Source organism: Arcicella rosea (genome assembly GCF_040543805.1).
GTDB classification, from domain to species: domain Bacteria; phylum Bacteroidota; class Bacteroidia; order Cytophagales; family Spirosomataceae; genus Arcicella; species Arcicella rosea.
The window spans coordinates 134,724-149,779 of sequence record NZ_JBEUMS010000001.1; the positions used below are offsets into that span (position 1 = coordinate 134,724).

A 15,056-nucleotide genomic window follows, 5' to 3' on the forward strand; every position below is an offset into this window, starting at 1 on the left:
ATAGTCTCAAAGCTCACCACTCAAAGCTAAAGAGCTAACAATCCTCCCAATCGCCTGCTCAAAAACTGATACTTCAGCACACAAAGAAGTACGAATATAGCCATCTCCAGCCGAGCCAAAGATTCCACCAGGAGTAATGAAAACACCTGACTTCTCAAGAATCTCATCCGATAATTCAAACCCTGTTTGATAATTGGCTGGAATTTTAGCCCAAACAAACATTCCAGATTGATTTTTATCGTATTGACAGTTTAACAAATCCATCATTTCAAAAACCTTCTGCTGACGTTCACGATATACAGCATTCAATTCATCAAACCAAGACGAAGGATTTTCTAAAGCCTTCACCGCCGCCATTTGCAATGGTAAAAACATCCCAGAATCCATGTTTGATTTAAAACGTAAAACAGGATTGATAAACTCGGCTTTTCCAACCAAAACACCCAAACGCCAACCAGCCATATTATGTGATTTCGACAATGAATTGAGTTCTAAAGCAACTTCTTTCATTCCTTCTACGGCTAAAGCACTTTCTGGATCATCGTTCAAGATAAAACTATAAGGATTATCGTTTACAATTAAGATATTATTGGCTAAAGCAAAATCTCTTAATTCTTCAAAAAAAGCTTTATTAGCTTTTGCCCCAGTTGGCATGTGTGGATAATTTACCCACATCAATTTTACTTTAGATAAATCTTTTTCAGCCAATTTTTTCAAATCAGGCAGCCAACCATTTTCTTCCGAAAGGTCATAATCAACCACCGTAGCACCTGTCAATAAAGAAGCCGCACGATAGGTTGGATAACCCGGATTTGGCACTAAAACTTCGTCGCCAGCTTCCAAATATGCCATCGAAATGTGCATTACTCCTTCTTTTGAACCAATCAAAGGCAATACTTCATCCACAGGATTTAAACTTACTCCGTAGGCATTTTGATAGAATTTCGCAAAACCTTCACGCAAGGCAGGAATACCTACATAGCTTTGATAGGCATGGTTTTTAGGGTTTTCTGCTGCTGTTGCCAAAGCTGAAATAGTTTCAGCAGAAGGCGGTAAATCGGGACTACCGATACCCAGATTCAACACATCAATACCTGAAGCACGCATCGCTGCGATTTGTTTTAGCTTGGTCGAGAAGTAATACTCCTGAACCAAATCCATTCGGGAAGCTGGTTTTACATTCATTGGTTAAAAGCCTTATCGTACTTGGAAGAAGGCACAAAAAAAACCGACTTTTTCAAGTCGGTTTGTGTATATGTATTTTTTGATTTTCAAAAAGATTAGTCAAAACACAACCGACTGCTACTGTGCGTAGTAGTAATAATAAGTACGGTATGTGTTCGCTGAATTATTCATGGCTTCAAAGGTAATGTGAATTTTTTATTTTGACAAGAATTTGTTTTGGGAATTGAAAAAATGGTAAAACTTAATCGCTCATTTTTTAATATTCATCAATTCCTAAAACGATTAATCGTTTTTACCAATACTCTTTTAGTACTTACTTTAACGGTATTAATGGCTGAAAGCACTTTTGTCTTTGGCTTCGGTGTTAAAGAAACATTATAGTTTTCTAACAAATGTTTTTTGGCTAATTCTTCTGAATTCCAATAAATATCTGCATTTGAATAGGCACTGATTCCATTGCCTAATGAATTGAAAGGCGAATGTGTGGCAAAATCTTCAAGTCTATGATGTTTAAAAATATAACCTTGATTTACCATCTGATGAAACCAAACCGTTCCCCAATCATTTCCGCCCCAGCCTGCGGCAAAAGTAACATTATTACCTTTGGGTAATGAGCTTTCACGATAAATGGATGTACTAATTAAAGCGGCATGTTCATTTAAACGACATTCTGGAAGTGGATGAATTTTATCTTCATTGATTAATCGCATTGTTACTTCCCTCCTTGGAATATCATGACGATTCATCATTTCAATTAATTCACTCTTTGTAGGCTTGTATTGGTCGAAAGTGCTAGACTTACATTTGTTCTCAAACGCAGCTGGACATACCCAACATTGACCAATCGCTCCTGTTCCTGCCAGTTTCTCAGGTCCTTTAGCAAAAGTATCTAACATTTTACCCACAGCATCGTCGTGAAAAAGGCAATCGTTATGAATTACTAATACATACTCTTGATCAGACTGTTCAAAGGCATATTGATAAGGAATTTGGTAGCGATACTTAGCGTCATTCCGAGTTCTCTCAAAATCTAGTTCTCCCAAATTATAAAAGTATTTAGGTTTGAAATATACGATTGGCTCATCTTTCAGCACTTGCTTCAATAGGTACATTCCATTAGAATCCTTTTGTGGTTGATTTTTTTCTACCGTAACATAGATTTTATTAATGTGTTCTCTACTGTACTTGAGCAAACTTTTAATGGCTAAAATCGTGTGATAGGGTTTACCATATAAGCATACGCTTACATCTACTTTCTTTTTTAAATTACTACTCATCGAAAAAACTGTATTAAGTGTATGTATGATTTAAAATGAATTGTGATTTCATTATCTCTCGTTTCATAGTGGTATAAACAGAGACAATAAAGTAATTTTTGAGCAGAGCTTGCTTGAAAGTAATTGTGGTAATTACTTCATTACTAAACGCATGTCTATTGTAATTTCCTGATGTCAGGCACTTTGATATGACTTTAATTTGGAAGTTTTCTAATCATGTAGATACTAAGAATATAGAACTTCTTTTGTTTAATCACGGAGTTGAAGTTAATATTGATTTTAATATTAATGAACTAAAGAAGATTATTTTTTCAAAAAAGATATTTCTTCACGAAAGATTTTTCATCAAATCAAACACCAAATCCGATTCAAAACCTTTACTGAGTGCATAACTTAATAGTTTTTGTTTGCGTTTTAATGGATTACTTTCTTTGATTTCTTTCGCTTTTTTTTCAAGAAGGTCTGTTAATGTTTGGAGATAATCTTCGTCGTCAATTTCACTCATTCCTGCTTTTAAACAGTATTCAGACACACCACGCATTTTTAATTCTTGCCGAATTTTTAATCTTCCCCAACGTTTCTGACGGTATTTACTGCCTGCAAAAATTCTGGCGAAACGTTCCTCGTTGAGGTAATTATTCTCAATCAGCCAAACAATCATCTCCTCCGCCTCATCGCCTTCAACCTCCAATTCAGCAAGTCTTTTTCGTACTTCTTGCTGCGTGCGTTCTTGATATGCACAAAAGTTAGCGGCTTTCACAAGTACTTCTCTGTTCATTATTTTCTCCTATTTTTTACTTTCTTTTCTTTGCCAAAAGAATCTTTCGCCACATAAATTACTCTGCTGATTAATCCTACACCAGCGATACCGCCAAAAAGTACCATCATGATTGTCTTTTCATTCAACCCAAAATCAAAAAGACTTGTTAAAGCCCAAACTAAAACCGCCAAGAGCATCAAACCAGCCACAGCCAATAATATATATGCGATATTTTTCATCTTAGAATTTTTATGCGTTCCTACAAATTTCGTGGATAGCTTTTAAATGTTTTTATTATCAACTATAAATTTCAGGTATATGTTGAAAATATTTGAACCACTATTCATTCCCTGACTAGTTAGAAACCAATTAGGAGAATGGAAATAGTACATTTCTTGGACGGGTTGCAAAATCTCTCAGTCGGGAAGCAAAATCCCTCAGTCGGGTTACAAAATCCCTCAGTAGGGAAGCTTAATCTCTTAGTCGGGTTACAAAATCTCTCAGTCGGGTTACAAAATCTCTCAGTCAGGAAGCTTAATCCCTCAGTCAGGAAGCTTAATCTCTAAGTCGGGAAGCAAAATCCCTTAGTCAGGAAGCAAAATCCCTCATTCAGGAAGTTTAATCTCTCAGTCGGGAAGCAAAATCCCTCGGTCGGGAAGCAAAATCCCTTAGTCGGGAAGCAAAATCCCTTAGTCGGGAAGCTTAATCTCTCGGTCGGAAAACAGCTACGGAAAGGATAAATCCAAAGGATTTAAATGTTTATAGATAATTCCAATGCCGATAAACATTATTCGACCCCGAAGGGGTCATACACTCACATCATTTCCCTTTTTCCTATAACCCTGTAATCCTTTCAGGATTATTGTAGGCTTAATCAATGAATTGGTGTACTCTTTTATTTTCTTACTTTTCTCTAAGTGAAAAGGTCTTTTGCCATTGTGTGTCTTTACTCATAATTTCAACTATTCTAACAAAATTCGAGCGTGATGCTCTTCTTTGTTTTTGGTCTTAGGAGAGCCTAAAACCAGTCGGAGGAGCAACTGCTCTTTTTTCATCAAACATAATTCAGCTTTAATATATCAAAGTCATAATTGAATAGGTTTGCATCAAAGTCGTCAAAAGGATTATCAAGGGCATTAAAACTCGTTAGTGTCGGGTGTTTAAAAATATTTGTGTCAAACGATTTTAGTTTGTTTTTGCTAATAAATATTTTTTTTATTTTAGGTAATTCAAATAAAAAATTGGGGAATATTTCAAAATTATTGTCATCCAACACAATTTCTTCAAGGTTTTTTAATTCGATAATATCGTTAGGTAATGATTTTAGTTTATTTCCCGATAGATTAAGACTTTTTAAATTGATAAGTTTGTTAAGCCCAACTGGAATAGTCGTAATTTCTTTTCCGTGAAACGAAAGAGATTCTAATTCTGTCAAGTCAAATATTTCTATTGGAAATGTCCTAATCGTATTATAATAAAAAAAGTACTTATTTCCAATGAGTTTATACCGTTCGCTGTTTTTGTCTGTATGTATAAATTCATTTATTTTTTTAATAGACTTCTCGTACCCATACCACTTATTATTTTGATGATAGAAAAGGATTGTTGCATGATAATCAAATGGATTACCACCCAAATCAAAGTTGTCAATGTAAGGCATTTCAATTAATAAGTTTTCAGAAATTTGCCTGATTTGGTTATTGAAAAGGTATAGATTTTTCAACTTTTTTAGTTCAATTATTCTTTCAGGCAGTTGAGTTATTCTGTTGTTCATTAACTTAAGAGTTTCAACGTCTTTTAAATCAAAAACAGTATCGGGAATAAAAGTCAAGCCAAGTCCAGAAAGATTAATTTCCTTGGAATTGTTCAATTTTGCTTGTTCAATTATTTGATTTGCGTTCATTAATTTCAGATTTTATTTGATTCGAGATTATATTTAGATTTGCTGTCAACAAAAATACAACCGCAATATACTAGATTATCGTTCTGTTTTATGTCAGCAATCCATCAGAAGCTCTCACTCATGGCATGACTAACAAAGATTTGTCTCTTTTCCCAAATCAATTAGAAGTCATGCCATGAGTATTTCTCCAATATTTTCCCTAAAAACCCTAATATTGAATTAAAAAGGCAAAATGCTGGTTTTAAAAATGCTTTTCTCTTTGAAAAACTTAACTTTGAAGATTGATATAGCCTTCCAAAAGACAATCTAAGTATTCGTGCAATATTATTTTCAATTAATATAAATTGTAAGTATCTGAAAATGAAAATTTTAAATTCACAATTCGCAACTCACAATTCTGCATTAGTACTTAATACCCTTCTAAAATGAATAGTATGAACCCAGATGTTATGCAAGCTCCCGTGGCGGCGATAAAGCCACATCCAATGACTCTCCACGGCGATACTCGTCAAGATAATTATTATTGGTTAAACGACCCCGAAAACCCAGAAGTAATACAATACCTTGAAGCTGAAAACGCTTATACAGATGCCGTAATGGCTCCCACAAAGGCTTTGCAAGAAGCTCTTTTCCATGAAATGAAAGGCAGAATCAAAGAAAACGATGAGTCTGTTCCAGTAAAAGATGGCAATTATTATTACTATTCAAGATATATTGAAGGTGGAGAATATCCTTTGTACTGTCGTAAAAAAGGTGCTTTAGAAGCCGAAGAAGAGATTATGTTGGATGGAAACGAAATGGCAAAAAATCATGCTTATTTTAGCATTGGTGGCTATGAGGTTTCCGATAACGAACAGATTTTAGCTTATGGTGTAGATACAGTCAGTCGAAGAAATTATACCTTGAAATTCATCAACCTAAGTACTGGCGAAATTTTACCCGATGAAATTGAAAACACCGAAGGCGGAGCTTACGCTTGGGCGACTGATAATAAAACGATTTTCTACATGGTGCGTGACCAACAAACTTTGTTGGCTTCAACAGTATTTCGACATGTAATTGGTACGGATACTTCTGAAGATGTATTAGTTTATACTGAAGAAGACCCACAATTTTATATGGGTTTGGGCAGGATGAAATCTAAGAAATACATCATTTCGGTTTCTGAACAAAATGGCGTTTCTACGGAATATCGTTTGTTAGAAGCTTCAAATCCTACTGGTGAATTTACTCCTTTTTATCCAAGAGAAGAAGGTTTGGAATATGCCATCGAACATTTTGAGGATAAATTTTATATCAGAACAAACGCTCAAGATGCCACCAATTTTAAATTGATGGAAGTAAATGAAGTCGAAAGTACTGACATGACAAAATGGAAAGAGGTAATTCCACATCGTGAGGATACTTATTTGGATAGTATGGAGGTTTTTAAAAACCATTTGGTGTTGCAAGAAAGAAGTAAGGCTCTGATGCACATCCGAATTATTAACCAAAGTACAAAAGCAGAGCATTATATTCAGTTTGACGAAACGGCTTATGATACTGGCGTATCATCAAATCCTGATTTTGATACAAACATTCTTCGTTACTCTTATACTTCGCTTTCTACACCAAGTTCAGTATTTGATTATAATATGGATACGCAAGACAAAACGCTGATGAAAGAGCAAACCGTTTTGGGTGAATTCAACAAAGAAGATTATATCAGCGAACGCCTTTTCGCTACCGCTCGTGATGGCGTAAAAGTACCGATTTCAATTGTTTACAAAAAAGGTTTCAAAAGAGATGGCTCGCAACCTTTGCTTCAATATGCTTACGGTTCTTATGGTTATTCGATTGACCCTTACTTTTCGGCAGCAAGATTAAGTTTATTGAATCGTGGTTTTGCTTTTGCGATTGCTCATATTCGTGGCGGACAAGAAATGGGTAGAAACTGGTACGAAGATGGCAAATTGTTGAAAAAGTTAAATACTTTTCATGATTTCATTGATGTTTCAGAATACTTGATTCAAGAAAAATGGACTTCAAAAGATAAGCTTTTTGCCAATGGTGGTTCGGCAGGAGGTTTGTTGATGGGTGCAGTAACCAATATGCGTCCTGATTTATACAAAGGGATTTTGGCGGCTGTGCCTTTTGTGGATGTGGTAACAACCATGCTCGACGAAAGTATTCCTTTGACCACTGGCGAATGGGAAGAATGGGGAAATCCAAAACAAAAAGAGTATTACGAATACATGAAATCGTACTCGCCAGTGGATAATGTAGAAGCAAAAGACTATCCAAATATGTTGGTTACCACAGGTTTGCACGATTCGCAAGTACAGTATTTCGAGCCAGCCAAATGGGTAGCCAAATTACGTGCCTTGAAAACTAACAATAATCTTTTACTTTTCCATATCGACATGGAAGCTGGTCATGGCGGAGCATCAGGCAGATTCAAACGTTTCCATGATGTAGCCTTAGAGTATGCTTTTATGTTGAATTTGATGGGAATTGATGAGTGAGGAGCTATCTGAGTGATGAGTTTTGAATGCGGAATGATGAATGTTTTTAGATTAGTCAACTTTTTGAAAGTTGACTAATCTGATTTTATCGAATCTGATTTTCTTTATTATTAAAAGCTTGATGCTTTACCATGAATAATTTCCAAAACAAAATAGTCTGGATTACAGGAGCTTCGTCGGGCATTGGCGAAGCTCTTGCCTATCAGTTTGCCAAGGAAGGAACAAAATTGGTACTTTCGGCAAGGCGTGAAAAGGAATTGCAAAGAGTAGCCGATACCACTGGACTCAGTGCTGATAAAGTATTAGTATTGCCAATGGATATGTTGAATTTTGATGTTTTTCCAGAGAAAGTAAAAACGGTTTTGGAACACTTCGGACAAATTGATGTGGTAATTCAGAACGCTGGCATTACGCAACGTTCATTAGTAAAAGATACAGATTTTAAAGTCTATCGAGACATTATGGAACTGGATTTTTTTAGTACTGTGGCATTTACGCAAGCAATTCTTCCTCATTTTAGCGAAAGAAAAACAGGACATTTTGTAGCAATCAGTAGCGTTGCTGGAAAAATCGGGACGCCACTCAGAAGTGGCTACTGTGCCGCCAAACATGCTTTGATTGCCTTTTTTGATTCATTAAGAGCAGAAGTTTGGCAAGAAAACATACAAGTAACGGTCATTTGTCCGGGTTATATCAACACTTCTATTTCACTAAATGCCTTAGATGGCAAGGGGAATGTTCATGGTAAAATGGATAAAAACCAAAGTAAAGGAATGAGCGCCGAACGATGTGCTGAAAAGATTGTAAAAGCCGTAAAAGCGAATCAAAAAGAAGTATATATCGGTGGTTGGTACGAAGTAATGGGTGTATATCTAAAACGCTATTTACCTTCATTGGTTTATAAAATCGTTCAGAAAGTAAATGCAAAATAATTTGAAGATTTGGAAATTTGAAGATTTGAAAATGTAAAATTTATTGATTAATAGAGTTAATAACTCTGTATTCTTAATGATTTACTGACTTAGTTTTGAAATTCAAAAGCTTATTTTCCTATTAGAGGTCGAATTAATTCGACCTCTAATAGGAAAATAAAAAAATCAAACAATTTCATTTTCAAATTAATTCTATTTTCCCACACTACTCTTTCCAGTATTCATTTCCATATAATCAACCACCAAACTTGCCATTGATTTCATACCTAATACAAAACTACCTTCGTCGATATAAAAATCTGGAGTGTGATGTGGTGCTGTTTCTGAAACGGGTTTACCTTTTGGAGCGCCGCCCAAGAAGAAGAAAACTCCCGGCACTTTTTGCTGATAGAAAGCAAAATCCTCTGCACCAGTCACCGCAGCAGTGATAGAAACATTTTCTTTACCAGCTACTCCTTCCAAAGTAGGAACCATTTTCTCCGTCAAAGGAATATCATTATAAGTAACAGGACACATTCTAGTGATGTTTACTTCGGCTGTTGCACCAGCACTTTCAGCAATATTTGTGGCAATTTGAGAGATTCTAGCATGAATCATGTCTTGTACACCAGTATCCAAAGCACGAATCGTCCCATTCATATTTACTTCTTCTGGAATGATGTTACTTCTTACACCACCATTAATTTGTCCGACCGTAACAACCGCCGCCGATTCTGTTACAGGAGCATTTCTACTCACAATGGTCTGCAAACCCATAATTACTTGTGATGCCGTGACGATTGGATCAATACTCGACCAAGGATAAGCTCCGTGCGATTGCTTTCCTTTAATTTTAATTTTAAACCAATCAGAACTCGCCATCGTACCACCCGGACGGTATTTTATTTTGCCAATTTCCGTTTGAGCATTGATATGCAAACCAAAAATAGCATCCACTTTAGGGTTTTCTAAAACGCCTTCTTTAATCATCAAAGCAGCTCCGCCCTCTTCTCCTTCAGGCGCACCTTCTTCAGCAGGCTGAAAAATAAATTTAATAGTTCCTTTTAATTCACTTTTCATCGAAGCAAGAATTTCAGCAGTACCCATCAAAATTGCCACGTGCGTATCATGCCCACAAGCGTGCATAATACTTACGGGTTGTCCATTATACTCGCCAGTTGCTTTAGAAGCAAAAGGAATATTAACACGTTCTTTTACAGGTAAACCATCCATATCAGCACGCAAAGCCACTACTGGACCGGGTTTTCCACCCTTCAAAAGACCTACAACACCTGTTTTTCCAACGCCAGTTTTTACTTCAATTCCTAATGCACGTAAATGCGCTGCTACTTTTTCAGCCGTTTTAAATTCACGGTTACCTAGTTCTGGATTTTGGTGAAAATCTCTTCGCCAAGCTACTACTTTGGCTTCAAGACCTTCAGCTTTCTGTGCGATTTTAGATTTTAATAGTGAAGTGGTTTGCGCAAATGAAGTGGAAAGAGAAAACATCAACAATGCCACAGGCAGAATAATCTTTTTCATGAAAAGTTTGATTTAAGATGAAATGATAATGATTTAAAGCTAACATTTTAATCGTCATCTCCCAAATTTTTATAATCACTTTGAAGATTTATACCCTATTAAATATTGTATTTGGTGACATTTATGATAGATAATGCTCAACGATGGCAAACTTTTAAGCTATTTTATTCAAACATTTTTATCATGAAATAGTTATATAAAAAATAAGAATCGAATCTTGTGTCAAAATGCAATTTGCAAGATTCTCCAAATTTTCATCTTCAATTTTCTAGTTTTACCTAAGAAAATACTGCTTACATGCAATTATTGCCCTATTAATTAATGTTTCAACAAATAAAATTTGCATCAGCAATAAAATTCCTGTTATTTTTGCATAATATTTTTTTATTCATCAACTCAAACTAAAATCAAATGAGCAAAAAACTACTTCTTAGTTTTGTGCTTCTGCTTGCGCTCGTATTTCGAGTAGCTGCACAAGACAGAACTATCACAGGGAAAGTTACATCTTCCGAAGACGGCTCAGCACTTCCTGGAGTAAGTGTTGGAGTGAAAGGTTCAACCAAAGGTACAGTTACTGCAACTGATGGTTCTTATAAAATCAATGCTTCTAGTTCGGCAACATTGGTATTCACATTTGTGGGTTTCAAAAAAACAGAAGTGGCTACAGGCTCAAAATCAATTGTTAATGTTTCTTTAGTTTCTGAAATTTCAGACCTTGAAGAAGTTGTTGTTGTTGGTTATGGTACTCAGGCTCGTCGTACATTAACAGGTTCGCAAGCATCTGTTAAAGGTTCAGACATTGCAAACATTCCCGTTCAAACATTTGACCGTGCTTTACAAGGACGTGCAGCAGGTGTTCAAATCACTGGTTCAAATGGTGTTCCGGGCGGTCAAGTACAAGTACGTGTACGTGGTGTAGGTTCTATCAAAGGTGGTACTGATCCTTTGTATGTTGTGGATGGTGTTCAAATTAACACATCAAGTAACTCTGCTTTTGCTTCTACTAACCCTTTATCATATCTTAATCCGAATGATATTGAAAACATAGAAATCCTAAAAGATGCTGCTTCTGCCGCTATTTATGGAGCTTCTGCGGCAAACGGTGTTGTGTTGGTTACTACTAAAAAAGGTAAAGCTGGAAAAACAAACATCACCTTAGATTACAACACAGGTTATGTTGAGCCAACTAAATACTTAGATGTTTTGAATACACAAGAGTGGATTCAATTAAGAAGAGAAGCTTTATTCAACCAAACAGGAAATGAAGCAACAGCAAGATCAGGAGCTTTGACGGGTGTAAGATTAAGTGGTACACTTACAGATGCTGAAATTGCTGCACTTCCTACTTATGATTGGCAAAAAGAAGCCTACCAAAGCGGAACAACGAATAATTATAACTTCTCGATGAATGGCGGTAATGAGAAAACAACTTTCTATTTATCGGGTGCGTACAACCAATCAGACGCCAACATTAGAAATGTGGACTATAAAGGAGGAAACTTTAGTGCAAAATTAAATAACAAGGTAAGCTCTCATTTGAATGTTGATGCTTCTATCAACTTGAGTTCATTTAATCAAAGTGGTACTTTTGGTGGTCCAAACGGTGGGAGTTTCTTAGGTTCTCCTGCGTTCTCGTCTCCATTAATTTTGCCAATGAACCGTATTTATAACGACGATGGTTCTTACTTCGGAACTCCTGCAGAAGGCGGTTTAGCTGGTGTATTGAACCAAAACGTTTTGATGGTAAGTGATTTGAACAAAATCAAATCAAGAACTAATCAAGCAATTGCGTCATTAGGTTTAACTTACAAAATTATTGAAGGTTTATCTTTCAGACCTTACGCTAGTTTAGATTACCGTACAATTAACGGTTATAACTTCCAAGACCCACGTACTGCAGATGCTTTCAACGTAAAAGGTCGTATTTCTGCTCAACAATTTGAGTTAATCAACTTCTTGACGAATGCTACTTTTATGTATGATAAAGTGATTAAAACTGACCATAAAATCAGTGCTTTAGCTGGGGTTGAATATCGCCAAAATACTCAAGAAAACTATCAAACAACTGCTGAAGGTATTCCTACTCCACAGTTTACGACTCAATCATCAGCTGCAAACCCAATTAATATATTTAGTTCTTGGACAGGTTTCAAAAAAGCTGGTGTGTTCACTCGTTTAAGCTACGATTTCAAAAACAAGTATTTCTTAGGACTTACTGCTCGTTATGATGGTTCATCAAGATTCGGTGCTGAAAATCTATATGGTTTCTTCCCAGGTGTTTCAGCTGGATGGGATATTTCTGGAGAAGATTTCTTAAAAAACAACCCTTCTATCTCTCAATTGAAACTAAGAGCTAGTTATGGTACATTAGGTAACGACCAAATCGGAAACTTTGATTCAAGAGGTCTATACGGTGGTGGAGTAAACTATAACGGACTTTCTGGTATTTCTCCTACCAGTTTAAGTAATGCTTCTTTGAGATGGGAAAGAAACACTACTGCTAACTTTGCTTTAGACTATGGTTTCTTCAACAGCCGTGTACAAGGTTCTATTGAATACTTTGTACGTACAAGTACTGATTTGTTGTTAGACCAACCTGTTCCTCAAACAAGTGGTTTTAGCACTATCTCTAACAACTTAGGAGGTATGCAGAATAAAGGTCTTGAATTTAGTATCAAAACAACTAACATTGATAAAGGAGGTTTCAGATGGACTACTGATTTTAACATCACGAAAATTGATAACAAAATCACAACACTTTATGATACTTTAACTACTTTGCCTGGTCGTGCAGTGGATGAGCAAATTAAAATCGGTCATTCTTTCAACTCTATTTATGTAGCAGAATATGCAGGTGTAAATCCAGCAACTGGTCGTGCTATGTGGTATGATAATGCTGGTAATATTATTTATCGTATTGCTGGTAATGTTGATTCATATTCAAAAATTATCGGTAGTCAAATCCCTAACTTATATGGTGGTTTTACCAACGATTTCTCTTATAAAGGATTTGACTTGAACGTGTTGTTCACCTATGAGTATGGTCGTACAGCATTAAATAACCAATCATCTTTCATGTTTGAAAACGGTGGACGTTTATTTAACACACTACGTTCAGTATATGAAAGTCGTTGGACAACTCCGGGACAAATTACAAGTACCCCTAGACCAATTAATGGTAATACCGAAACGCTTGGTTCAGGTGTCACTAGTAGCCTTGGTTCAAGATTATATGAAGATGCTTCATACATTCGTTTAAAAACTATTTCGTTAGGTTACAATGTTCCAAAAGCTACTGTTAGCAAATTTGGGCTTGCTTCAGCTAGAATATATGTTCAAGCTTACAATTTATATACTTGGACAAAATGGTCTGGTTTTGATGCTGAGTGGGCTAACTTAGGAAATGGAAATAGTGGTGTTGTTCCTCAACCACGTGTTGTAACCGCAGGTGTTAAATTAGGATTCTAGGCTTATAAACGAAACCCTGTTTTTAGAAACATTTAAAGAGAAAATCAAATGAAATTAAAAAATATATTTAAACCACTTGCACTTGGCTTAGTACTAACTGCAAGTTCATGTAGTGATCTTTTGGATGTGCAACCACGTCAATCAATTGATTCTGCTACTGCCCTTACAAGCGAAGATGCAATTCGTGCTGCAGTCAATGGTGTTTACGATGTGCTTCAATCAAACCTCCTTTATGGTCGTGATTTGATAGCTATCCCTGAAGCTTTGGCTGATAACGGAAGAGCCACAAATAAATCTGGTCGTTTAGTTGCTGAATACCAGAATCAAGCTACAAATGCACACTTTGTTATTTGGGAAAGAGCATATAATGCAATCAACCAATTAAACTTGATTTTAGAAGCACTTCCTAAAGCTACAGCAGTTCCAGTAGCAACTAGAGATTCATTTGAAGGACAAGCTTCTATGCTAAGAGCTTTACTTTATTTTGAATTAGCTCGTTGTTATGGTTATGAACCAAAAGTAGTAGTAACTCAATCGGACAGAGGAACAGTACCACTTCATAAAAAAGGAGTGTTGGATCTTTCTCAAATTGAGAGATTACCACGTGCTACTATTGCTGAAACTTATGATTTCATTTATTCAGATTTAACAAATGCAATAGCTAAATTATCTACCGTAACACTTTCAACAGCTTATGCTAACAAAGGTGCTGCGAATGCTCTTTTCTCAAGAGTAGCTTTATACCGTGGAGATTATGAAAATGCCATCAAATATGCAAATGCGGCATTGACATCAGGTATTGGCAAATTCCAAACTAAGGATGCTTATGTTGGTGCATGGCGTGCAGCCAATCACCCAGAATCAATGTTTGAAATTGTATATCAAACTAACGAGAATATTGGCGTTAACCTTTCTTTACAAACAACTTTCACAACTTTAGTAACATTAGGTAATACTGCTACTACAGGTGGTTTCGGAGATTTAGTACCAACTGATGCTTTATTAGCTTCTTTTGAACCTGGTGATGTTAGACGTAATTTGTATGAAAGAGGAACTGCTGGTAGAGGTACTGCTGAAATTGAATGTACTAAATTCTTCGGAAGAAGTGGTACTGTTAACTTAGATAACATTCCAGTTATTCGTATTTCTGAAATGTATTTGAACCGTGCTGAAGCTTATGCCCTTACTGGAAAAGAAACAGAAGCTTTGGCTGATGTTAACATAATCCGTACTCGTGCTGGTTTAGAAGCTAAAACTGGTTTAACTGGACAAGCTTTAATTAATGAAATTGCTAATCAAAGACGTATTGAGTTTGCATTTGAAGGACACCGTTTCTTTGATTTGAAACGCCGTGGGCAAGATATTATCAAAGCTGCTCCAGTTCAAAATATCGCTTATACAGATTTCCGTATTTTATCATTTATCCCAACCCGTGAAATTCAAGCGAATTCAAACTTGAAACAAAACGTTGGATATTAATATTTTCAATATTTAAAGAAATTTCAG

At 36.0% G+C, this 15,056-nt stretch carries 10 protein-coding genes; 4 read left to right on the plus strand and 6 right to left on the minus strand.

The window, feature by feature from the left end; genetic code table 11:
- Window positions 1–6 precede the first annotated feature (6 nt).
- The 5 genes from ABID42_RS00610 to ABID42_RS00630 all read right to left on the minus strand — a co-directional run bounded on the left by ABID42_RS00610 (window position 7) and on the right by ABID42_RS00630 (window position 5,125).
- Entirely contained in the window at window positions 7–1,185 is a 1,179-nt protein-coding gene (locus tag ABID42_RS00610) for a pyridoxal phosphate-dependent aminotransferase (protein ID WP_367282029.1), read from the minus strand.
- A gap of 266 nt (window positions 1,186–1,451) precedes the next feature.
- Window positions 1,452–2,462, minus strand: a complete 1,011-nt coding sequence (locus ABID42_RS00615; protein ID WP_367282030.1) for a glycosyltransferase family 2 protein — start codon at window positions 2,460–2,462, stop codon at window positions 1,452–1,454.
- Between the two features lie 328 nt (window positions 2,463–2,790).
- Complete coding sequence (locus tag ABID42_RS00620; RefSeq protein ID WP_367282031.1) at window positions 2,791–3,240, minus strand: regulatory protein RecX; 450 nt, start codon at window positions 3,238–3,240, stop codon at window positions 2,791–2,793.
- Window positions 3,240–3,461, minus strand: a complete 222-nt coding sequence (locus ABID42_RS00625; RefSeq protein ID WP_367282032.1) for a hypothetical protein — start codon at window positions 3,459–3,461, stop codon at window positions 3,240–3,242. The genes ABID42_RS00620 and ABID42_RS00625 overlap by 1 nt, the downstream gene beginning before the upstream one ends.
- Before the next feature lie 815 nt (window positions 3,462–4,276).
- The gene (locus ABID42_RS00630) at window positions 4,277–5,125 is read right to left on the minus strand and encodes a leucine-rich repeat domain-containing protein (protein ID WP_367282033.1); all 849 of its coding nucleotides are present in this window, start codon (window positions 5,123–5,125) and stop codon (window positions 4,277–4,279) included.
- Window positions 5,126–5,559: 434 nt separating this feature from the next.
- On the opposite strand from ABID42_RS00630, the gene ABID42_RS00635 reads away from it, so the two are divergent.
- Together ABID42_RS00635 and ABID42_RS00640 are read left to right on the plus strand one after the other, a co-directional pair.
- On the plus strand, window positions 5,560–7,629 hold the full coding sequence (locus ABID42_RS00635; protein ID WP_367282034.1) for a S9 family peptidase: 2,070 nt from the start codon (window positions 5,560–5,562) through the stop codon (window positions 7,627–7,629).
- Window positions 7,630–7,760: 131 nt separating this feature from the next.
- Entirely contained in the window at window positions 7,761–8,561 is an 801-nt protein-coding gene (locus tag ABID42_RS00640) for an SDR family oxidoreductase (protein WP_367282035.1), read from the plus strand.
- 192 nt (window positions 8,562–8,753) lie between these two features.
- Here ABID42_RS00640 and ABID42_RS00645 read toward each other — a convergent pair whose 3' ends face one another.
- A complete protein-coding gene (locus ABID42_RS00645) occupies window positions 8,754–10,082 on the minus strand; it encodes an amidohydrolase (RefSeq protein ID WP_367282036.1) in 1,329 nt (442 codons plus the stop codon).
- A gap of 411 nt (window positions 10,083–10,493) precedes the next feature.
- Here ABID42_RS00645 and ABID42_RS00650 point away from each other — a divergent pair, with 411 nt between their 5' ends.
- Window positions 10,494–13,550 (plus strand): SusC/RagA family TonB-linked outer membrane protein, encoded by a 3,057-nt coding sequence (locus tag ABID42_RS00650; protein WP_367282037.1) that lies wholly within the window; start codon window positions 10,494–10,496, stop codon window positions 13,548–13,550.
- A gap of 48 nt (window positions 13,551–13,598) precedes the next feature.
- The gene (locus ABID42_RS00655; protein ID WP_367282038.1) at window positions 13,599–15,029 is read left to right on the plus strand and encodes a RagB/SusD family nutrient uptake outer membrane protein; all 1,431 of its coding nucleotides are present in this window, start codon (window positions 13,599–13,601) and stop codon (window positions 15,027–15,029) included.
- Window positions 15,030–15,056 lie beyond the last annotated feature (27 nt).